Raw genomic sequence first — 20,469 nt, forward strand, 5'->3', positions numbered from 1 at the left:
CGGGCCGGAGGGAGGCCAACGGGCCATGGCGGTGGACAGACTCGACACGCGCATCCTGCGGCTGCTGATCGAGCAGCCGCGCACCAGCGTGCGTGAGTACGCCCGGATCCTCGGCATCGCGCGCGGCACCCTGCAGGCCAGGATCGACCGGCTGGAGCGGGACGGCGTGATCACCGGCACGGGCCCGCACCTCTCCCCCGCCGCCCTTGGGCACCCAGTGCTGGCCTTCGTTCATATCGAGGTCACGCAGGGGCATCTGGACGAGGTCGGCGACGCGCTCGCGGCCGTGCCCGAGATCATCGAGGCGTTCTCGATCACCGGCAGCGGTGATCTGCTGACGCGCGTCGCCGCGCGGGACAACGGGCATCTCGAGGACGTCATCCAGCGGCTGATCCAGCTGCCGGGCGTGGTGCGTACGCGGACCGAGATGGCACTGCGCGAGCGCGTTCCGTACCGGCTGCTGCCGCTGGTCGAGTCGGTGGGCCGGGCCGCCGGTACGTCACGCTGAGCACCGTCATCGCCCGGGTGAGCTCCAAGCCTTTCCACGTCGGCACGGTCCTGACACGGATGAGCACCGCCTTGGCACGGTTTGAGCACCGCCTTGGCGCGGTCGAACCGCGTCTTGGCATGCTGGGGACCATGAGCACTTCGCGCACCACTTCGGTCATCTTCGATCTCGACGGAACACTGGTGGACAGCGAGCCGAACTACTACGAAGCGGGGCGCCGGCTGCTGGCCCAGCACGGCGTGGCGGACTTCAGCTGGGAGCATCACACCCGGTTCATCGGGATCGGGACGCGGGAGACGCTGGAGATCCTGCGCGGGGAGTACGGGATCGAGGTGCCGGTCGAGGAGCTGCTCGCCGCGAAGAACCGCCACTATCTGGAGCTGGCGCGCGCCTCGACGGACGTTTTCCCGGAGATGTGGAAGTTCGTGCGGCGGCTCCACACGGACGGAGTGCCGATGGCGGTGGCATCCGGCTCCTCCCGTGCCGCCATCGAGGCGGTGCTCGCGGGTACGGGTCTCGACGCGTTCATCCGCACCGTCGTCTCGGCCGAGGAGGTCGCGCAGGGCAAGCCCGAGCCCGACGTCTTCATCGAGGCCGCGCGCCGTCTCGACGCCGGTCCCGCCGACTGCGTGGTGCTGGAGGACGCCGCGCCGGGCGCGGCGGCGGCACACGCCGCGGGTATGCGCTGCATCGCCGTCCCCTACGTCCCGGCGACGGCCGGAGACCCGGCGTTCCAGGCCGCGGGGCTGCTCTTCACGGGCGGCCAGAGCGAGTTCACGGCGCAGGCCGCGTACGACTGGCTCGTTCCGCAGGCTCCCTCTGTCCGATCTTGAACGTCGGGGGCCTTGCGCAGGCGGAATCGGCCGATGAGCATGGCGGCGCCGCCCTTTCTGGAGGAACTCATGGGTTCTGCCGCCGTACTCGTCGCCAATCGCGGAGAGATCGCCGTACGGGTGCTGCGCGCCGCCGCCGAGGCCGGAATGCGGACCGCGGCCGTGTACGCGGAGGACGATGCGGGATCACAGCATGTCCAACTGGCCGACGAGGCGGTGCCGTTGCCGGGGTCGGGACCTGCCGCGTATCTGGACGGCGGGGCGGTGCTGGCGGCGGCGCGGCGGGCCCGGTGCGGCCTGCTGCACCCCGGATACGGCTTCCTCAGCGAGGACGCCGGTTTCGCCACGGGCTGCGCGGAGGCGGGAATCGGCTTTGTGGGGCCGTCGCCCGAGGTGCTGGCGCTCTTCGGCGACAAGGGGCGGGCGCGGGTCCTCGCCGAGCGGGTCGGTGTGCCGGTGCTCGCGGGGACGCACGGGGCGACGGGTCCGGAGGAGGCGCGGGAGTTCCTCGCGGGGCTGGGTCCCGGCGGGGCGGTGATGGTGAAGGCCGTGGGCGGAGGCGGCGGGCGCGGTATGCGGGCCGTGCATGCCCTCGGCGATCTTGCGGAAGCCTGGGAACGCTGCCGGTCGGAGGCTCTGCAGTCCTTCGGGCGGGGCGAGTTGTACGTCGAGCGGCTGCTGGAGGGTGCCCGTCATGTCGAGGTGCAGATCCTCGGCGACACCACCGGGTCGGTGACCCATCTGTGGGAGCGGGACTGCAGCGCCCAGCGCCGCCACCAGAAGCTGATCGAGATCGCTCCGGCGCCCGCGCTGCCCGCGCAGTTGCGGGACCGGCTGCTGGGCGCCGCGCTGCGGATGGCGCGCGAGGCGGGCGTGACCGGGCTCACGACTTTCGAATTCCTCGTCGCCGGTGAGGAGTTCCATTTCATCGAGGCCAATCCGCGGCTCCAGGTGGAACACACCGTCACCGAGGAGGTGACGGGCGTGGATCTGGTCTCCGTACAACTGCGTCTGGCTCAGGGCGAGACGCTGGAGTCGCTCGGTCTCACCGAGCCTCCGCCACCCCGCGGTTTTGCCGTGCAGGCCCGGGTGTACGCCGAGGAACCCGGGACTGTGAGCCGGTTCGAGGTACCGACAGGCCCCGGCGTACGGGTGGACACGGCGACGCGTGCGGGGCTGACGACGGGCACCCGGTACGACCCTCTCCTCGCGAAGGTGATCGCCCGGGTGCCGGCCGGCGCCGGTTTCGCGGCGGCGTGCGAGCGGACCGCCCGGGCGCTCGGCGAGTTCGGGATCGAGGGCGTCAGAACCGGGATTCCGCTGCTCCGGGCGGTACTTACGGACCCGGAGTTCGCCGCGGGCGGCACGGACACCGGCTTCCTCGAAAAGCTCTCGGACCTCCCGGGCGCGGTGGACGCCGATGCGAGTACCGCCGAGGCACCGATGAGCGGCACCGTCGTGGCGGTCGATGTCGCACCGGGAGACACAGTGCGGGCCGGGCAGCAACTGCTCGTCCTCGAGGCGATGAAGATGGAGCATGTCCTCAGGGCGACCACGGCCGGGACCGTACGGTCCGTACCGACGGCGGTGGGCGACACGGTGACAGAGGGACAGGCGGTGGTGCTGCTCGACCCGGCGGGGGACGAACCTGCCGATGACGGGCCCCTCGATGTGGGCGTCGACCTCGACCTCGTACGCCCGGATCTCGCCGAGTCGCTGCGCCGCCATGCGGTCGGCCTGGACGAGAACCGTCCCGACGCGGTCGCCAAACGGCATCGGATCGGCCGCCGCACGGCCCGGGAGAACATCGACGCACTCTGCGACCCGGGCAGCTTCACCGAGTTCGGGGCGCTCGCCATCGCCGCCCAGCGCCGCCGCCGCTCGCTGGAGGACCTGATCGTCTCCACGCCCGCCGACGGCATGGTCACCGGCACCGGGACGGTCGAGGGAACTCCGTGCGTGGCGATGTCGTACGACTACACGGTGCTCGCCGGCACTCAGGGGCACCAGAACCACCGCAAGACCGACCGGATGCTGCAGCTCGCCGAGCGGCGGCGGCTCCCCGTGGTGCTCTTCGCGGAGGGCGGCGGCGGGCGGCCCGGCGATACGGACACCACAGCTGTCGCAGGGCTGGATCTCATGACGTTTCACCAGATGGGACGGCTCAGTGGTCTGGTGCCGCTGATCGGGATCGCGTCCGGGCGCTGTTTCGCGGGCAATGCGGCGCTGCTCGGTTGCTGCGATGTGGTGATCGCGACGCCCGAGGCGACGATCGGCATGGGTGGCCCGGCGATGATCGAGGGCGGCGGGCTCGGAGTGCAGCGGCCCGAGGAGGTCGGTCCGCTCTCCGTCCAGGTGCCGAACGGCGTGGTGGACATCGCGGTCGCCGACGAGGCGGATGCTGTGCGGGTGGCGCGCCGGTACCTCTCGTACTTCCAGGGTCCGCAAGGCAGTTGGGACTCCCCCGATCCGCGCGCGCTGCGGCATGCCGTGCCCGAGAACCGGCGCCGGGCATACGACATCCGGGCGGCCGTCCAGGGCCTCGCCGACACCGGATCGGTGCTGGAGCTGCGCCGCGGTTTCGGGACCGGCGTGATCACCGCGCTGGTACGGATCGAGGGTCGTCCGATGGGCCTGATCGCCAACAACCCAGGGCAGCTGGGCGGCGCGATCGACAGCGACGCCGCCGACAAGGCCGCCCGCTTTCTGCAGCTGTGCGACGCTCACGGCCTGCCGGTCGTCTCACTCTGCGATACGCCCGGATTCATGGTCGGTTCCGACGCGGAACGGACCGCGACCGTACGCCACTTCTCCCGGCTCTTCGTGACGGGCGCCCATCTCGGCGTACCGCTGGTCTGCCTGATCCTGCGGAAGGCGTACGGACTCGGCGCGATGGCCATGATGGGCGGCTCGACACGGGCCCCGCTGGCCACCGCCGCCTGGCCGAGCGGCGAGCTCGGCGGCATGGGCCTGGAGGGTGCGGTGCGCCTCGGTTACCGCAACGAGCTGGCCTCGATCGAGGATCCCGAGGAGCGCCGGCGGGCCTTCGACGCGCGCGTCGCGGAGCTGTACGAGCACGGCAAGGCGGTCAACGCGGCGGCCGCGCTGGAGATCGACGCGGTGATCGACCCGGCGGACTCGCGGCGCTGGATCCTGGCAGCGCTGGACGCCTGGTCGCCCGAGTCGGACGGCGCGGCGCGGCGGCCGTACGTCGATACCTGGTAGCCACGCCGCCGAGGCGTCGGCGTCCGCCGGGCAGGATCAGCCGACCCAGCCGCCGGTGAGGCCGAGCACCGCCGAACCGTCCAGGTCGGTGAGCTTGATGCCGGTGAAGCCGCGGGCCCAGTCCGATGTCTGGATACGGAACGCGGGCCGGTCCGCCGTCAGCGCCTCGAGTACCGAATCGGCAGCCTCGGCCGGAGTCTGCGCACCGCTGAGGAACTGCGAGATGGTGCGGTCCACGTAGGCCCGCATCGCATCGGCGTACGGACCGGCCGCGGCAATCGCGGCCTCCGGGTCGACACCGATGTTGCTGACGAACTCGGTGGCCACAGCGCCGGGTTCGACGACGGAGACGGTCACACCGAGCTTGGCTGCCACCGGTGCCAGGCTCTCCATGTAGCCCTCGACGGCGAACTTCGCGGCGCAGTAGGCCTCATTGAACGGCTGCCCGACGACCCCGCCGACGCTGGTGACGGTGATCAGACGGCCACCGGAGGCTCGCAGGTGGGGCAGCGCCGCCTTGGAGACATGGAGCACGCCGAAGAAGTTGACCTCCATGACCTTGCGCACATCGGCAACCGTCTCGTTCTCGAGCGTGCCGAGGTGTCCGGCACCCGCGTTGTTGATCACGGCGTCGAGGCGGCCGTGGTCACTGATGACGCCCTCGATCGCGGCGGCGACAGAGGCCTCGTCAGTGACGTCGAGCCGGCGGATGTCGAGTTCGACCCCGGCATCCGCGGCCGCCTTGCGCAGCGCGTCGGCGCGGCCGGTGTCGCGCAGGGTCGCGACGGTCTGCCAGCCGGCCCGCGCGGCGGCAACGGCCGCGGCCAGGCCGATGCCCGAGGAGGTGCCGGTGATCAGAACAACCTTGGAAGACATGGTGCGGCCTTTCGTCCATCACACTGAGCAGTTCAGTGCGTGTACACACACCATAACCATTCTGTGCGTGCACACGCAACAGGTAGGATCTGCCCATGGCAACCAGGAAGCTCACCCAGGCAGAGATGCCCGTGGCCGACCACGCCTTCTACGGACTGGTCTGGGCCGGCACTGTCCTGACCGAACGCGTGGACCGCGCCCTGAGCAAGGCCCACGACCTGCCGGTCTCCTGGTTCGAGGTGATGCTCTGGCTCGCCTCGAACCCGGATCCTGTTCCGGCCTCCGTGCTCGGCAACAGCACCATGCTCAGCCGCAGCCAGGTGTCCCGGGTCGTCGACGCCCTCCAGAGCCGCGGTCTTGTCAGCCGCACCCCGTCCCCACGTGACGCGCGCTCCGTCGAAGTGGCCCTCACGCCGGACGGTCACCAGCTCTTCGAAGAGGCGGACGCCACGCGACGCGCCTGCCTGGCACCGGTCTTCACCGACCTCCTCGACACGGAGGACCTCGAAGCGCTCAGCACGGTGTGGCACAAGCTCAAGGCCGCCAAGGGCGACTGACACCTGTTCGCCGAGTCACCAACGGCTCCCCGTACCGGTCAAGTCCCCCGAGGCACTGCCAAGTCGGTGAGCAGAGCCGTGCCGGGGGCGAGCTCGGACCAGTCGCCGCGCCAGGTGAGAACGGCGATGGCACTGGTGGGGAACTTCTCGCGGGCACGTTCCAGGGCGTCGCCGAGCGCCTCAGCGGCCAGTGCCAGCAGCAGCTCCTCCATTCCCGGGTTGTGGCCGACCAGCAGCAATGTGCCTACGGATATGGGTGTTTCACCTACGACACCGAGCAGCGCGTGAAGGTCCGCATCGTAGACGCGGTCCTCGTAGCGCGCTGATGGCTGGGTTTCGAGGTGCTCGGCGGCCAGTTCCCAGGTCTGTCGGGCCCGGACAGCGGTAGAGCAGATCACGAGGTCCGGGATGTAGTGGGCATCCCTCAGCCAGCGACCGGCAGCAGCGGCGTCCCTGCGGCCACGCTCGGCGAGCGGACGGTCGAAGTCCTCCATCCCCGGCGGCCGGGCGGACTTGGCGTGTCTCAGGACGATCAGCCGACGTAGTTCTGCCACAAGGCCTCCCGCGGTCGGCGATCCGTGCCGGACCCCCAGTATCCTTCCGCTGCGCGTGCTGTGCGGCCGAGGTCCCGGTTTTCCGCGCATCGGTTCATGCGCGTTTGGTGGAGTCGAGGTGGGCGAACACGACGACGTTGTCCGTGTAGTCCTTCGCCTTCCTGTCGTACTCGCCTCCGCAGGTGATCAGACGCAGCTGCGGGGAGGGCGTGTCGGCGTAGACCCGCTGATTGGGAAAGTGCGCCTTGCTGAAGGTCTCGACGGAGTCGACCTTGAACGTGGCGACGGTGTTGTCTTCGCGGGTGATATCGACCGTGCTTCCCGGCTTGAGCAAGCCGAGCTCCACGAATACAGCCGGACCGGTCTTGGTGTCGACATGACCCGCGACGATTGATGTGCCGCGCTCGCCAGGTGTGGGACCCCCCTGGAACCAGCCGACCAGATTGTTGTCGTCTCCCGGTGGTGCGTTCAGCTGCCCGGAAGAACCGATGGACAACGGCGTGAAGGGCGCGTCGACGGCGATCTCCGTGATCGCGAGCCGCTTCGGGGCGGAACGGGACAACGCCAGACCGGCCGGCGGGGCCGGCGTGGCGGCGGCCCCGGGTGTGGTGGGGGCGGAATCCACAGCGCGGGCCGGCGGAGGGGCCTCTGCCGGGGTGGTGAAGGAGTTGTACACAAGGAGGAAACCCAGCCCAACCGCCGCAGCGGGCCACATCAGGGCGCGGCCGAAAGGGCGGGGGGCGGGAGCGGTACCGGACGGCTGCTGGGCGGCCATACGAGCGGGCCTTTCGCGTTACGGGGTGCGCCAGTGAGGCGTGGGCGGGCGACGGAACATTCTGTGGTGCGGAAAGGGCAATCGCCGCGGCCACCGCCCGGGAGGGACGGCGGCCGCGGCAGCAAACGAACGGCTAGTGGTTCGGCCCCATCAGGCCGCCGTGACGCCCGACCCGGTGCGGCGCAGCCGGTACGCCCCCGCGCCGAGACCGATGAGCATCAGTACCGAGCCGGCAGCCAGGCTGCTGCCTGACATGGCCAGAGCACCGCCACCGGCGTGGACGCCACCGTTCGGCTTCTCCTTCTTCCACTCGGACTTGTCGTGGCCGCCCTTCTCGGACTTCTCGTAGTCGCCCTTCTCCTGGCCCCAGTCATCGGCCACGGTCATGGTCAGCGCGCCGCCACCGGTGTGGACACCGCCGTTCGGCTTCTCGCCCTTCCCGGACTTCTCGTAGTCGCCCTTGCCGTAGTCGCCCTTGCCGTGGTCGCCCTTCCAGGACTTCTCGTAGTCGCCCTTCTCGGACTTCTCCGAGTCGCCCTTCTCGGACTTCTCGGAATCACCCTTCTCGGACTTCTCCGAGTCACCCTTCTCGGACTTCTCCGAGTCACCCTTCTCAGACTTCTCCGAGTCACCCTTCTCAGACTTCTCCGAGTCACCCTTCTCGGACTTCTCGGAATCACCCTTCTCAGACTTCTCCGAGTCACCCTTCTCAGACTTCTCCGAGTCACCCTTCTCAGAGCCCGAGTCATCAATCAGGGCCATGGCCAGCGCGCCACCACCGGTGTGGACACCGCCACTCGGCTTCTCGGAGTAGGACTTCTCGTGGTCGCCCTTACCGTGGTCGCCCTTGCCGTGGTCGCCCTTCCAGGACTTCTCGTAGTCGCCCTTCTCGGACTTGTCCGAGTCGCCCTTCTCGGACTTCTCGGAATCACCCTTCTCAGACTTCTCCGAGTCGCCCTTCTCGGACTTCTCGGAATCACCCTTCTCAGACTTCTCCGAGTCGCCCTTCTCAGACTTCTCGGAATCACCCTTCTCAGACTTCTCCGAGTCGCCCTTCTCAGACTTCTCGGAATCACCCTTCTCAGACTTCTCGGAATCACCCTTCTCAGACTTCTCCGAGTCACCCTTCTCAGACTTCTCTTGGCTGTCGCTGCTGGACGAGCCGCTTTCCTTGTTCCAGTCGTCTGCCGAAGTCACGGCGAACGCGGCGGGAACGGAGATCATGAGGACCGCAGTGGTAGCGGCTGACGCGAATAGGGTGCGGGCAGAGCGCATGGGACACATTCCTTTCGCCGCGGCTGCGAAGACCGACACTTCATCGGTCACCGGATCGCAGGGGCGACTTGATTCACCGTCAGCCTCTTTTCCCCCCCGCACCAGCCGGGAGCGCTGCATTCGGGCTACACCGTGCGCTCTTCGAGTGAGAAAAAGCCGATAGTCACCCATTGGACGGCACGCCACGCCGAGTGGAGGTTTCGTCCATCACCGGCTCCCTCATGAGCTGATTGCGCCTCAGTTTCAGCTCTGTTCCCGGCCCCGCCGCGGTTTCGGGCCCCGCCTCTACCCATGGGTAATTTGGCTGATCATCATCTCACCGCGGCTGCTTCTCCACCTCTACGATCCGATCACCGCACCCCGGTGGTGCAGTGCCTCCTGGCACGACGGTCCGAGCCAGATGGAGCACGAGTGAGACGAACACAACGCCACGGTGGACACCGCGCCAAGGCCGGGGCAGTGAGTGCCGCTGTCGCGGTGGCACTCGTCCTCGTCGGAACAGTCGCCGCGGCACCCGCAGCGCAGGCAGCGGGGACGGCACCGGCATCAGCGGACCCGGGGCCGCAGCGCGCGGCAGCCCACGCCACGGCGGGACCCTCCCTGCGCCTCACCGACATCCCGATGAAGGACGGTGTCGTCCTCAAGGCGAACGTCTTCACCCCCGCCCCAGGCACACCCGGCGCCGACGCGCACGGCCGCTACCCGGTGATCGTGCAGCCGGCCAGCTGGGGGCAGAACGACCTCGAGTACGTCCTGCAGGGCAAGAAACTCGCCGCGAGCGGCTATCTCGTGGTCACTTACACCGTCCGCGGCTTCTGGCTCTCCGGCGGCGAGGTCGACGTTGCCGGGCCCAAGGACGTGGCGGACATCTCGTCGGTCATCGACTGGGTCATCGCCCGGACTCCGGCCGATCCGCGGCGGATCGGGATGACCGGTCTCTCCCTGGGCGGCGGTCTGACCCTGATGGGGGCCGCCGCCGATCCGCGGATCAAAGCGGTGGCCGCGATGAGCGGTTGGGGAGACCTGGTCGACTCGCTGTACAGCGGCGAGACGCGGCATCTGCAGGCCGCCGCCGCACTCACCGCCGTAGGGGCACCCGTCGGCCGCGAGAGCGCCGAGTTCCGGCGGATGCTTGCCAACCTCTTCTCCGACCGCAATGCCCCCGACGTCGTCAGATGGGCGCAGACCAGGTCCCCGGGCGCACACGTGGACCGCATCAACACCAACGGCACGGCCGTCTTCCTCGCCGGCGCATGGGGTGACAGCATCTTCAACCCCAGCCAGATCACTGCCTTTTATCAGAAGCTGACCGGTCCCAAGCGGATCGAGCTACGTCCCGGCGACCATGCCACGCAGGAGGTCACCGGACTGCTCGGGCTGGACAACGCCACCTGGGCGAGCGCGCTCAGCTGGTTCGACGAGCACCTCAAAGGCAGCGGCGGCTCAGCTCGGCCGCCGGTGGAGCTGGAAGTGCGGCCCGGCGGCGCACGCGAGACCTATCCCTCCTGGCAGGCCATCAGTTCCCGGACCCAGCGGCTGCGGCTCGGCGGGGCGAACGCCTTCGGCACCGGTGCCCTCGACGGCGGCCCGCCCGGGAACAGCGGCACGGCCGGGACGGGATGGCAGACGCCGGTCGTCGGCGGTACTAACTCGGGCGCCGACGGCGGCATCACCGAACTGTCAGGGCTGCTCGACCAGGTCGTCAAGCTGCCTCCCGTCGTCGTGGTCCCGTCGCTGCCCCGCTGGTCCGGAGCCGTATGGCAGTCGGCACCGTACGAAGCCACACAGCACATCCGCGGAGCCGTCAGGCTGCACACGACCGTCACCGCCTCCGAGCCGGAGGGCACGGTGATCGGCTACCTCTACGACGTGAACGCCCTCGGCGTGGGGAAGTTGATCTCCCACGCACCGCAGAGCTGGTCCGGCAGGATGCCGGGGCGGGCCTTCCCCCTCGACATCCCGCTCTTCGCCACCGCCTACGACCTGCCCGCCGGGCACGGGCTGGCTCTGGTCCTCGATACCAAGGACCCGCTGTACGGCGGTCGCACACCGCTCCTCAGCAAGGTGTCGTTCGGCTCGCCGGAGAACGACCCGTCCGAACTCCTGCTGCCCCTGCGCTGAATGCCGACGCATGAGTCCGCGAAGGACGCGCGAGCCGAACTCGCCGCCGACGCCAGCCGCATCAGCCGTGTCCAGAACTCAAGGGGAGCCCGGGAAACCCCCCGTCAAGGTTGTTCGGTACGGCCGGATTTCGGCACTGCGGTCTCGCCACGTGCGAGGGGCCGGTCGCCCGGTCTATGCGCCACGACGGACCCGTGCGGCCTTGCGGGCCTCGGCGGTCTGCCGGGCCTCGGTGGCCCGGCGGGACTCACCACCGGAGCGACCGGGCTGACCCGGACGGGTGCCGCGGCCGCGGAACGGGGCGCCGCCGCGCTTGGGGCGCTCCGTCACGGGTGCGGTGATGGTGATGGGGATGCCGGAGGGGGGCTGTGCGCCGGTGATGCGGCTGAGTTCGGCTTCGCCGGAGCGGACCTGGGCGGTGTGCGGGGTGATGCCGGCGGCTGCCATGAGGCGTGCCATGTCGCGGCGTTGGTTGGGCAGGACCAGGGTGACGACGCTGCCGGATTCGCCGGCGCGGGCGGTGCGGCCGCCGCGGTGCAGGTAGTCCTTGTGGTCGCTGGGCGGGTCGACGTTGACGACGAGGTCGAGGTTGTCGACGTGGATGCCGCGGGCGGCGACGTTGGTGGCCACCAGTGCGGTGACGTGGCCGGTCTTGAACTGGGCGAGGGTGCGGGTGCGCTGGGGCTGGGACTTGCCGCCGTGCAGTGCGGCGGCGCGTACGCCGCTGTTCAGCAGGTGTTTGGTGAGCTGGTCCACGGCGTGCTTGGTGTCCAGGAACATGATCACCCGGCCGTCGCGGGCCGCGATCTCGGTGGTGGTGGCGTATTTGTCGGTGCCGTGGACGTGCAGGACGTGGTGTTCCATCGTGGTGACGGCGCCCGCGGAGGGGTCGACGGAGTGGACGACCGGGTCGTGGAGGTAGCGGCGGACCAGGAGGTCGACGTTGCGGTCCAGGGTGGCGGAGAAGAGCATCCGCTGGCCTTCGGGGCGTACCTGGTCCAGGAGTTCGGTGACCTGGGGCATGAAGCCCATGTCGGCCATCTGGTCGGCCTCGTCCAGGACGGTGATGTTCACCCGGTCCAGGCGGCAGTCCTTGCGCTCGATGAGGTCCTTGAGGCGGCCCGGGGTCGCCACGACGACCTCGGCCCCGGCGCGCAGTGCGCCGGCCTGGCGGCCGATGGACATGCCGCCGACCACGGTGGCCAGCCGCAGCTTCAGCGACCGGGCGTACGGGGTGAGCGCGTCGGTGACCTGCTGGGCCAGCTCCCGGGTGGGCACCAGGACCAGCGCCAGCGGCTGCCGGGGCTCCGCGCGCTTGCCCTCGGTACGCGCCAGCAGGGCCAGGCCGAAGGCGAGCGTCTTGCCCGAGCCGGTACGTCCTCGGCCCAGAACATCCCGCCCGGCCAGCGTGTTCGGCAGCGTGGCCGCCTGAATCGGGAACGGCTCGTTCATGCCGAGGCTGGTGAGCGTCGTCAGCAGCTCGGCCGGCATGTCCAGTTCGCCGAAGGTCGCAGCCGCGGGGAGGGCCGGGGTGATGGTGACGGGCAGGGCGAACTCCCCCTGCAGTGCGGCGGGACGACGCCCATAGCCGCCGGAGCGGTTGCCGGGGCGGCTCTGGCCCTGCGGGCGGAAGCGGGCGCCCCGGTCGGAACCGGCGGATCCGCCCCTGCGGGGGTTGGAGTAGCGGTCGTTCGTGCGAGCTGAGCGGTTCATGCAGAACCTTCCTCGATATGGCACGTATCGAGGAATTCTCAGCAGCAATGAGCGCCACGGAATTGCAAGAACGAGCCGAATAAAAGACTGGAACGAAGTCGGCCGACCGGTGCAGAATATAGCGACGACGCCTGGCTTCGGACTGCCAGGAATCCACCGGATTGGGCGGCCGGGCCTTACAGGGACGCGAGCGGACCTATTTGCGGCCGGAGCCATGCACGCAGAACAACAGCGCACGGCCTGATATCACGCATGCCGTAAAATGCCATAACGGCAGCTCGGGCAATCCCTGCGAAACAGCAACGAGCCGGGGCCCGCACCCCAAGGTGCCGACCCCAGCTGCGTCGTGCTTGTCAGCGTCAGGCAGGAACGATGTTCTCCGCCTGCGGGCCCTTCTGGCCCTGCGTGACGTCGAAGTTCACCTTCTGACCTTCCTGCAGCTCACGGAAGCCCTGGGTGGCGATGTTCGAGTAGTGGGCGAAGACGTCGGGGCCGCCGCCGTCCTGCTCGATGAAGCCGAAACCCTTTTCCGCGTTGAACCACTTCACGGTGCCAGTAGCCATGTCAAATCTCCTTTGGGGCAGTACTCGGAGTCCGCACTGTGCGAACCCCGACGTCGCCGCGATGATTACCCCGTCCGGAAAACAGCACCGGAAATACAAAAGTGCCCGATGGCTTAAAGCCATACGAAGCACTTGAAGTGTCAATGGGAACCACAACTGCAAGTGGGATCAAGAGTAGCACGGTGCAAGCATCCGGAGCACGGCAAGTACTACCATTTCGCCCGTGACGCCAGGGACCCGCATCACACACTGCGTAAATTTCTGAAGCTGCGGCAACAGATATCAGCTCCCGCAGAGCGTGGGGCAGAAGCCGGGCGGGGCAGGGCCACGGCTCATCGGGCAAGTCGTGAGCCACATCCCCCGTCGCTGCGTGCTTGTTGCGTATCACTCGCGGCCTCCGGGATCGGCCATCTCCCCGGTCGGCCAAGGAATCTCAGGCGGACCTGCCGGTCCGGGTTGTCGCGGTTGGGGTCCGCCGGACTCCGTCAGGGCGATCCTCAGTCAGCCGTCAGCGGCGGAGGGCCGCCAGATCCGTACCGGGCAGGTGGATCCAGCCCTCCTGCCGGGCTGCCGCGCGCTCGTCCGGAGAACGCGGCCACCGAGAGTCCCCGATCAGGACGGCGCGAGCGACCAGGGCGCAGAGCAACGCGTCCAGATGGTCGTGGCTGTCGAAACACTGCCCGCGCACCGGCTCGGGGAGCGCCACCCCCAAGCCCGCCTCGACCGAGCGGACGATGTGCTCCCGGACGGCACGCGCTGCGGGCGTAGCGCTCTTGTAGCTACCGGAAAGGCGGATCCCCCACCGCCGGAGTGCGGCGGCGGGGTAGACCTCGGCAATCGGTCCCGACCCGTCCCGGGGCACGGGGACACCGGTCGCCGCGAGTCCATCCAGCAGATAGGCCGCTCGCAGCGCCACGACGCCCAGAAGATCGGTGGACACCGACAGCGGAGGCCGCATCGAGGTCGCCTTCCATGTGAGGTCGTCGGTGACCCTGAATCGCAGCGCATCCAGACCGGGCCTCCCGTCCGCACGCTCCTCGAACCTGACGGCAGGCGGCAGCCGCTCGCCCCGGTGGTGGGCCAGGACCGTCGCCACAAAGCTCGACGGCCAGCCAAGAGGGCAGTCGAGGCCTGTCTTGTCGGCAGCCCGGACAACTGCCAGCAGACCCTCATCCCCCTCGGGCACGACGAACTCCACCGCCAAGCCGTCTCCGCCACCCCAGAGCACCCGGCACACAGCCGTACGCCGTGCGCTGGCAGCAAGGTCGACCCCGACCGTGACCGACTGTCGTTGCCTCATGCCGCGATCCTCCCGCAGCAGGGCGGCAGACCACCGCACCCGGGCGCTACGTGCAATGCCGGACCCCCGCGACAAGCTCAGTCCGGGAACCGGGGCCCGACCGCGGTGCGGCACCGGCCGCCCTTGCCTTGCCTGAACGGGAGCACGTCACCGAGCAGCCGCCCGCCGTCGATCACCAGGGTCTCACCGGTGATCCGACTCGCGGCGTCCGAGACGAGAACGGCGACCGTCGCGGCGACGGCCCGGGCGAGTCCGATACCCCGTGAGGCGCCGGTGACGACCGCGGTGCGGCCGGTGAGATCGAGTCCTGCCATGTCAGCTCACCGCTGCCGTGGCAACGTCGCGGTACTGCCGCAGTTCCTGTTTGGCGATGGCCCTCTTGTGGACCTCGTCGGGACCGTCCGCCAGCCGCAACGTCCGCAGATGCGCGTACATCATGGCCAACGGGAAGTCGTCGGTCACTCCGGCTCCCCCGTGCACCTGGATCGCGCGGTCGATGATCTTCAACGCGATGTTCGGGGCTGCCACCTTGATGGCCGCGATCTCGGTGCGCGCTTCCTTGTTCCCGACCGTGTCCATCAGATGCGCGGCCTTGAGCGTGAGCAGGCGGATCATCTCGATGTCGATCCGCGCTTCCGCGATCCAGTCCTGGACGTTGGACCGTTCGGCAACCGGACGACCGAATGTCACCCGTGACTGCGCGCGCCGGCACATCAGCTCCAGCGCCCGCTCGGCCGCGCCGATCGCCCGCATGCAGTGGTGGATACGACCGGGCCCGAGGCGGGCCTGGCTGATCGCGAAGCCCTCGCCCTCACCTTTGAGGATGTCCTTGGCCGGCACGCGCACATTCTCGAAGGTGATCTCCGCGTGGCCCTCGCGATCGGCGTACCCGAAGACCGGGAGGTTCCGGATCACGGTGACCCCGGGGGCGTCGATGGGGACGACCATCATCGACTGCTGGCGATGTGGGACCGCCGTGGGGTCGGTCTTGCCCATCACGATGAGCACCTTGCAGTTCTTGTGCATCGCGTTCGATGCGAACCACTTGCGGCCGTTGAGGATGTACTCGTCGCCGTCGCGCTCCATGCGCAGCTCGATGTTGGTGGCGTCGGAACTGGCCACTGCCGGCTCGGTCATCGCGAAGGCCGAGGCCATGGTGCCCTCGAGCAGCGGCCCCAGGTACTCCTCCCTGTGCTCGTCGGTGCCGAAGAGGGTGAGCACCTCCATGTTCCCGGTGTCCGGGGCATTGCAGTTGCACGCTTCCGAAGCGATGTGGCTGCGCCCCATGATCTCCGCCAGCGGCGCGTACTCGAGGTTGGTGAGTCCGGGCCCCCACTCGGGATGCGGGTGGAAGAGGTTCCACAGTCCCCGCCGACGGGCCTCGACCTTGAGCTCCTCGATGATCGGGGGCTGGAAGTGCGGGTCACCCGACGCGCGCATCTGCTCGTCGTACACCGGCTCAGCGGGGTAGATGTGCGAATCCATGAACTCGAGCAGATCCGCCTGGTACATCTTGGCGCGGTCCGAGGTCTCAAACAGCGACATCTGAACTCCTGTTGGGTAGGGAGGGAAAATTCGGTGGGCGCTTGTCGAGGTGACTGGCCACGCCTTCGACGAAATCGGCCCCGTGGAAGGCCTGGAGCATGACCTCTTCCGCCCGGGTCACGGACTCGCCGTAGGTCCCGTCCGCGTCGTCGCGCAGTTGGTTCTTGATGGTGGCCATGGACGCCGGGGAGCAGCGCGTCGCCAGATCGGCGGCGTACGCGACAGCGGCATCGACGACACTGCCGTTGGGGACCAGGTGGTCGAGGAGTCCGATACGTAGTGCCTCCTCGGCGTCCACCATGCGACTCGACAGCAGCAGGTCGGTTGCCCGGCTGTGGCCCACCAGCCGGGGCAACAGCCAGGAGATCCCGTACTCGGCGATCAGCCCGCGCTGCGCGAATGCCGTGGTGAACCGGGCCGAGGGCGAGCCGAAGCGAATGTCGCAGTAGAGCGCCTCCACCATGCCCAGGCCCGCGGCCACCCCGCCCACCGCACCGATCAGCGGTTTACGCAGGGTCAGCGGCACGTCGCGCGGCCGGCGCCGCGCCATGTCCGCCTCGGAGACCTCGCCGACCGCCTGCAGCCGCTGGAGGTCGGCGCCGGCGCAGAATCCGCGTCCGGCGCCGGTGACCACGACGGCGCGTACGTCCGGGTCGTCTTCCGCGGCGTCGAGCAGCGTGAAGTAGCGGTCTTCGAGTTCGCCGGTCCAGGCGTTCAGTTTGGCGGGCCGGTTGAACGTGAGCACCAGTACGGGCCCGCGATGTTCGGCAAGGACGAGCTGACCCGGCGCGCCGGTCATGCCTGCGCCAGCAGGGAGCTCTGGTAGCGGCGCATCCCGCGCAGCCACCGGTCGTAGTCCGAGCCCTTGTGCCGGTACATGTCCAGAACCTCTTCGTGCGGCAGGATCAGGAAGCGCTCGTCCTCGATCGCGGCGAGGACGGCGCCGGCGACCTCGGCCGGCTCGAGGACGTCACCCGCGGACGTGACGGCCCGCGTGGCGGCTTGCCCCAGGGCGTCCCCGGAGTCCTTGCCCGAGGACAGCATCCTGGTGTTCACCCCCATCGGACACAGACAGCTGACATGGACCCCGCGATCGCCATAGGTGACGCTCAGCCATTCGGCGAAGCCGACGGCCGCGTGCTTGGTGACGGCGTACGTGGCGGAGCCGATCTGGGTGAGCAGCCCCGCCGCCGAGGCGGTGATGACGAAGTAGCCCTCGCCGCGCTCGAGCCACCGCGGCACCAGCAGCGTTGCCGCTCGGATGTGGGCTCGCAGGTTCACGTCGATCGAGAGGTCCCAGTCCTGCTCGCTCGCGTCGAGGCCGGGTGCCCCGGCGATACCGGCGTTCGCGAAGTAGAGGTCGACCGGACCGAACGCGCTCTCCGCCAGGTCGATCAACTGCTGGATCTGCGCGGTGTCCGACGCGTCCGCGCCGGCGCTCACGGTGCTTCCCGGATGGTCGGCGTTGACCGACTCCGAGACCGCCCGCGCGGTGTCCGCATCAAGGTCCGCGACGACGATCCGGGCACCTTCGCGGGCGAGCCGTGCGACCAGCGCGCCGCCGATGCCGCCTCCCCCACCGGTGACGATGGCGACTCTCTGTGCAACGTTCACAGCGAACCCTCTCCATGGCGGGGCGTGCGGTGCCGGGCACGGTCCCCCGAGAGGGTGCGACCGTGGCCTCCGCCCACTTGTATAGTTGAATCCGACGTCAAGTTCAACTGTTGGAACGCATCACCACGCGGAGCAGGTCGCCTCGCCCCACTGGACAGCGGACAGAGAATTCACGGTGGACGTCGCCGCACTTTCGTCCGCCCCAGGGGTAGGCGCGGCCACCGGGCAAGGCACGTGCCCGGCGCCGCGTCGTTTCACCTGCTGACGTCCGACGGCCGCGCCCCGAGCCATCGACGACGGCTACGGCCAGGTACCGTTCCCCGGCCCCTGACCGGTCGGCTCACCCATCCGCCTGCGCGCGACGTCACACCCGTGGAGGACGCGACGTCACACCCGTGGAGGAGAGAAGAAGACCCGCGGCGGCGGCTTCCGCCGCGGCCGGGCGCTACCGCCGGATCAGGATCAGCGGTGGCCGGGGAAACGCAGGGCGTTCGCCCAGAGCCGGGTGACCGTGGAGACGAGTTCCTCGAAGTCCGCCGGCGTACCTTCTTCTTGCCCTTCGCCGAGCGCGAAGGCGTTGTAGGCCATGACGCTGACCATGCCCGACAGCGCACGGGAGGCCAACATCGGATCGACCTCACGGTCGGCGACACCCCGCGCCTGCAGGTCGGCGATGCCGCGGGCGTTGCGGCTGATGAACGCATCCGTACGCCGGGTCCGGAACTCACGGAACTCCGGCTCCACTTGTGCGACCTGCTCAAGCAGTGCCATCAGCTTCGCGTTCCGCTTGTACGCTTCGAGATAGGCGCGATTGCTCGCCTCGAGTACCGCATATGGATCGTCGGTACCCTGCACCCGGCCCATGCCGGGGTGCATCATGTCCTCCTGCGCCTCCAGCAGGACGGCGGCAAGCACCTCTTCCTTGTTCGCGAAGTAGGTGTAGAAGGATCCCGCCGCGCATTGGGCCTCTTTGGCGATGTCGATCAGGCGGGTGTCGAGGTAGCCGTCCCTCTCGAACACCTTCCGCGCGGCCGTCACCAAAGCGGCCCGTGTCCGAGCTCCGCGCTTCGTCGTCGGCGGCTCGCGAAGTGACGAGAGGGGCGCCATCGGCGGTGCCTTCTCGCTGTAACTCTCCTCGGGCGCGGTGGTATCCATCGCCGAAAGGTTACTTGAATCCGACACCGGAGTCACAAATGCGCCAAGCGCGCGCAGGCCGCCGACGCCGACCCCGCCGACGTGGCCGGACACATCACGTCCACCGACGGTTGTTCGGTTACCGGCGGGCGGGTGCGTAGCCGGGCGCGGGGTCGCGGGTCAGTTCCGTACGGTCGATGGAACGCTTGAGGATCTTCCCGCTAGGGCCCTTGGGCAGCTCGTCGACGAACCGGATGATGCGCGGGATCTTGTAGGCGGACAGTCGCTCCCGTGTCCAGCTCGACACCTCGGCGGCACCGAGCTCCGAACCCGGCCGGGCAGCGATGAGCGCGGCCACCTCCTCGCCGTAGTGGTCGTCGGGAACGCCGATCACGGCTGCCTCGATGATGTCCGGGTGCTCGTAGAGAACTTCCTCGACCTCACCGGGGTAGACGTTGTAGCCACCGCGGATGATCAGGTCCTTGATTCGGTCGACGATGCGCAGGTCACCCTCCGTGTCCGTTTCGCCCAGGTCGCCGGTCCGGAACCAGCCGTCGGGCGAGATCGCCGCGGCGGTGTCCGCGGGGCGGTTGAAGTAGCCCCGCATCACCGTGGGTCCCTTGATGTGGACCTCGCCGACGGTACCCGGCGGACACTCGTTGCCTTCGAAGTCACGCACCTGGATCTGCAGCCGCGGGACCGCCCGTCCGGTGTACCCGGTCTTGCCGCCGCGGTCGATGTCGTTGAAGGTGCCGAACGCGGTGGTCTCGGTGAGCCCATAGCCTTCCAGGATGGTGCAGCCGAACCGGGCCTCGAACGCCCGGGCGATCTCCCCGGGCAGCGAGGCTCCGCCGGAGACGGCGATACGGAGCTGGGCGAAGTCCGCCGGGTTCGCATCGCCCGCCGCGTGCAGCATCGCGTTCCACATGGTCGGTACGCCGGCCATGATGGTGAGCCGGTCGCGGCGCAGCATCTCCAGCATCGATGCCGGGTCGAATCGGCCCAGCAACGACATCGAACCGCCCGCGGTCAAGGTCGCCATCATGACCGACGCCTGGCCGAACACATGGAACAGCGGGAGTCCGGTGCCGGTGCGGTCGGCGCTCGATCCGCGGCTGCACTCGGCGCCTATCTCCCCGGCGGACAACAGGTTCCCGACCGTGAGCTGGGCGCCCTTCGGCCGCCCTGTCGTACCCGAGGTGTACAGGATGGCCGCGGTCTCGTCGCCGTCCCGGTCGACCACGGGAACGGGGCCGGCACCGGTGACCGTCGCGCCCGGGGACAGCGTCCAAGAGGGCACCTTGAGCGTCGCGGCCGCCTCGGCGACGGCGGGGGTGAGGGCATGCCATGCGATCGCCAACGAGCACCCGGCGTCGCCGAGGACGTACTCGGCCTCGGCCCGCGTGGACATCGTGTTGACCGGCACCACAACGCAGCCCGCGGCCTGGATCCCGAGGTAGGCCACCACGAACTCGGGCACCGACGGCGCCGCCAGCAGCACCCGGTCCCCCGGGGACAGGCCGGCGGTGGCCAGGGCGCCCGCGTACCGGACGCTCGCGTCGCGCAGTTGCCGGTAGGTCCACTGATCCGCGCCGTCGCGCAGCGCGATGTTGTCGGGAGTTGCAGCCGCGTGGCGGCAGACCGGGTCGAAAACACTGGCCATGGGCGGTGCCTTCCGGGGATGTGAGCAGCTGATGCGGTACGGGTCCCCCTCGCCCGCCAGTAGAAGTGAATCCGACCTCAACTTCAAGTCATGCGCCGGCGGAAATTGCGGGGCGTGCATCGCCCAGGCATCCGGCTGTGGTCGACGGCGGGACTTGAGGGAGGGCGCCGGCGTCCTGCCCGCCCGGGCGGGCAGGGGTGGTACCGGAATGCG

Annotated in this window: 18 protein-coding genes; 5 read left to right on the forward strand and 13 right to left on the reverse strand. The window is 69.2% G+C overall.

All coding sequences use genetic code 11. The features are described 5' to 3' along the window. The first annotated feature begins 25 nt into the window (after positions 1 to 25). From OG966_RS05510 to OG966_RS05520, 3 genes are all read left to right on the forward strand, one after another. Complete coding sequence (locus OG966_RS05510) at positions 26 to 508, forward strand: Lrp/AsnC family transcriptional regulator (RefSeq protein ID WP_326648259.1); 483 nt, start codon at positions 26 to 28, stop codon at positions 506 to 508. Between the two features lie 131 nt (positions 509 to 639). Then, positions 640 to 1,341, forward strand: coding sequence for an HAD family hydrolase (locus OG966_RS05515; protein WP_326648260.1), 702 nt, complete (start codon positions 640 to 642; stop codon positions 1,339 to 1,341). Between the two features lie 33 nt (positions 1,342 to 1,374). After that, positions 1,375 to 4,566 (forward strand): acetyl-CoA carboxylase family protein, encoded by a 3,192-nt coding sequence (locus OG966_RS05520; protein WP_326648261.1) that lies wholly within the window; start codon positions 1,375 to 1,377, stop codon positions 4,564 to 4,566. A 36-nt stretch (positions 4,567 to 4,602) separates the two neighbouring features. On the opposite strand, the gene OG966_RS05525 is transcribed toward OG966_RS05520, so the two are convergent. Continuing rightward, the gene (locus OG966_RS05525; protein ID WP_326648264.1) at positions 4,603 to 5,442 is read right to left on the reverse strand and encodes an SDR family oxidoreductase; all 840 of its coding nucleotides are present in this window, start codon (positions 5,440 to 5,442) and stop codon (positions 4,603 to 4,605) included. A gap of 95 nt (positions 5,443 to 5,537) precedes the next feature. On the opposite strand from OG966_RS05525, the gene OG966_RS05530 reads away from it, so the two are divergent. Continuing rightward, on the forward strand, positions 5,538 to 5,999 hold the full coding sequence (locus OG966_RS05530; RefSeq protein WP_326648265.1) for a MarR family winged helix-turn-helix transcriptional regulator: 462 nt from the start codon (positions 5,538 to 5,540) through the stop codon (positions 5,997 to 5,999). A gap of 38 nt (positions 6,000 to 6,037) precedes the next feature. Here OG966_RS05530 and OG966_RS05535 read toward each other — a convergent pair whose 3' ends face one another. The 3 genes from OG966_RS05535 to OG966_RS05545 all read right to left on the reverse strand — a co-directional run bounded on the left by OG966_RS05535 (position 6,038) and on the right by OG966_RS05545 (position 8,603). Next, positions 6,038 to 6,553: a SixA phosphatase family protein gene (locus OG966_RS05535; protein ID WP_326648266.1), complete on the reverse strand. Its 516-nt coding sequence runs from the start codon at positions 6,551 to 6,553 to the stop codon at positions 6,038 to 6,040. 94 nt (positions 6,554 to 6,647) lie between these two features. Then, positions 6,648 to 7,328, reverse strand: a complete 681-nt coding sequence (locus OG966_RS05540; protein WP_326648267.1) for a class F sortase — start codon at positions 7,326 to 7,328, stop codon at positions 6,648 to 6,650. Positions 7,329 to 7,478: 150 nt separating this feature from the next. Then, positions 7,479 to 8,603, reverse strand: coding sequence for a hypothetical protein (locus OG966_RS05545; RefSeq protein ID WP_326648268.1), 1,125 nt, complete (start codon positions 8,601 to 8,603; stop codon positions 7,479 to 7,481). Between the two features lie 411 nt (positions 8,604 to 9,014). Here OG966_RS05545 and OG966_RS05550 point away from each other — a divergent pair, with 411 nt between their 5' ends. Continuing rightward, positions 9,015 to 10,724, forward strand: a complete 1,710-nt coding sequence (locus OG966_RS05550) for a CocE/NonD family hydrolase (protein WP_326648269.1) — start codon at positions 9,015 to 9,017, stop codon at positions 10,722 to 10,724. 174 nt (positions 10,725 to 10,898) lie between these two features. Here the strand turns inward: OG966_RS05550 and OG966_RS05555 are convergent, their stop codons facing one another. From OG966_RS05555 to OG966_RS05595, 9 genes are all read right to left on the reverse strand, one after another. After that, a complete protein-coding gene (locus OG966_RS05555; protein WP_326648270.1) occupies positions 10,899 to 12,437 on the reverse strand; it encodes a DEAD/DEAH box helicase in 1,539 nt (512 codons plus the stop codon). A 359-nt stretch (positions 12,438 to 12,796) separates the two neighbouring features. Next, positions 12,797 to 13,000 (reverse strand): cold-shock protein, encoded by a 204-nt coding sequence (locus tag OG966_RS05560; RefSeq protein WP_165245126.1) that lies wholly within the window; start codon positions 12,998 to 13,000, stop codon positions 12,797 to 12,799. Positions 13,001 to 13,508: 508 nt separating this feature from the next. Beyond that, positions 13,509 to 14,300 carry a DUF429 domain-containing protein gene (locus OG966_RS05565; protein WP_326648273.1) on the reverse strand — a complete coding sequence of 264 codons (792 nt, stop codon included), beginning with the start codon at positions 14,298 to 14,300 and terminating at the stop codon, positions 13,509 to 13,511. A 77-nt stretch (positions 14,301 to 14,377) separates the two neighbouring features. Then, positions 14,378 to 14,614, reverse strand: coding sequence for an SDR family oxidoreductase (locus OG966_RS05570; RefSeq protein WP_326648274.1), 237 nt, complete (start codon positions 14,612 to 14,614; stop codon positions 14,378 to 14,380). Position 14,615: 1 nt separating this feature from the next. Further along, positions 14,616 to 15,845, reverse strand: coding sequence for an acyl-CoA dehydrogenase family protein (locus tag OG966_RS05575; RefSeq protein WP_326648275.1), 1,230 nt, complete (start codon positions 15,843 to 15,845; stop codon positions 14,616 to 14,618). Next, positions 15,832 to 16,644, reverse strand: a complete 813-nt coding sequence (locus tag OG966_RS05580) for an enoyl-CoA hydratase-related protein (RefSeq protein WP_326648276.1) — start codon at positions 16,642 to 16,644, stop codon at positions 15,832 to 15,834. Before OG966_RS05580 ends, OG966_RS05575 begins: the two co-directional genes overlap by 14 nt. Then, positions 16,641 to 17,459 (reverse strand): SDR family oxidoreductase, encoded by an 819-nt coding sequence (locus OG966_RS05585; protein ID WP_326648277.1) that lies wholly within the window; start codon positions 17,457 to 17,459, stop codon positions 16,641 to 16,643. Before OG966_RS05585 ends, OG966_RS05580 begins: the two co-directional genes overlap by 4 nt. A gap of 462 nt (positions 17,460 to 17,921) precedes the next feature. Further along, positions 17,922 to 18,614 (reverse strand): TetR/AcrR family transcriptional regulator, encoded by a 693-nt coding sequence (locus OG966_RS05590; protein WP_326648278.1) that lies wholly within the window; start codon positions 18,612 to 18,614, stop codon positions 17,922 to 17,924. Positions 18,615 to 18,732: 118 nt separating this feature from the next. Then, complete coding sequence (locus tag OG966_RS05595; protein WP_326648279.1) at positions 18,733 to 20,256, reverse strand: AMP-binding protein; 1,524 nt, start codon at positions 20,254 to 20,256, stop codon at positions 18,733 to 18,735. Positions 20,257 to 20,469: the final 213 nt, after the last annotated feature.

The sequence above is a fragment of the Streptomyces sp. NBC_01750 genome (assembly GCF_035918095.1).
Taxonomy (GTDB): domain Bacteria; phylum Actinomycetota; class Actinomycetes; order Streptomycetales; family Streptomycetaceae; genus Streptomyces.

Coding starts and splice junctions, on each gene's coding strand:
- OG966_RS05580 (WP_326648276.1), bottom strand. CDS start 16,644: ATGACCGGCGCGCCGGGTCAGCTCGTCCTTGCCGAACATCGCGGGCCC.
- OG966_RS05590 (WP_326648278.1), bottom strand. CDS start 18,614: ATGGATACCACCGCGCCCGAGGAGAGTTACAGCGAGAAGGCACCGCCG.
- OG966_RS05595 (WP_326648279.1), bottom strand. CDS start 20,256: ATGGCCAGTGTTTTCGACCCGGTCTGCCGCCACGCGGCTGCAACTCCC.
- OG966_RS05530 (WP_326648265.1), top strand. CDS start 5,538: ATGGCAACCAGGAAGCTCACCCAGGCAGAGATGCCCGTGGCCGACCAC.
- OG966_RS05540 (WP_326648267.1), bottom strand. CDS start 7,328: ATGGCCGCCCAGCAGCCGTCCGGTACCGCTCCCGCCCCCCGCCCTTTC.
- OG966_RS05510 (WP_326648259.1), top strand. CDS start 26: ATGGCGGTGGACAGACTCGACACGCGCATCCTGCGGCTGCTGATCGAG.
- OG966_RS05525 (WP_326648264.1), bottom strand. CDS start 5,442: ATGTCTTCCAAGGTTGTTCTGATCACCGGCACCTCCTCGGGCATCGGC.
- OG966_RS05570 (WP_326648274.1), bottom strand. CDS start 14,614: ATGGCAGGACTCGATCTCACCGGCCGCACCGCGGTCGTCACCGGCGCC.
- OG966_RS05545 (WP_326648268.1), bottom strand. CDS start 8,603: ATGCGCTCTGCCCGCACCCTATTCGCGTCAGCCGCTACCACTGCGGTC.
- OG966_RS05565 (WP_326648273.1), bottom strand. CDS start 14,300: ATGAGGCAACGACAGTCGGTCACGGTCGGGGTCGACCTTGCTGCCAGC.
- OG966_RS05520 (WP_326648261.1), top strand. CDS start 1,375: ATGAGCATGGCGGCGCCGCCCTTTCTGGAGGAACTCATGGGTTCTGCC.
- OG966_RS05575 (WP_326648275.1), bottom strand. CDS start 15,845: ATGTCGCTGTTTGAGACCTCGGACCGCGCCAAGATGTACCAGGCGGAT.
- OG966_RS05560 (WP_165245126.1), bottom strand. CDS start 13,000: ATGGCTACTGGCACCGTGAAGTGGTTCAACGCGGAAAAGGGTTTCGGC.
- OG966_RS05555 (WP_326648270.1), bottom strand. CDS start 12,437: ATGAACCGCTCAGCTCGCACGAACGACCGCTACTCCAACCCCCGCAGG.
- OG966_RS05515 (WP_326648260.1), top strand. CDS start 640: ATGAGCACTTCGCGCACCACTTCGGTCATCTTCGATCTCGACGGAACA.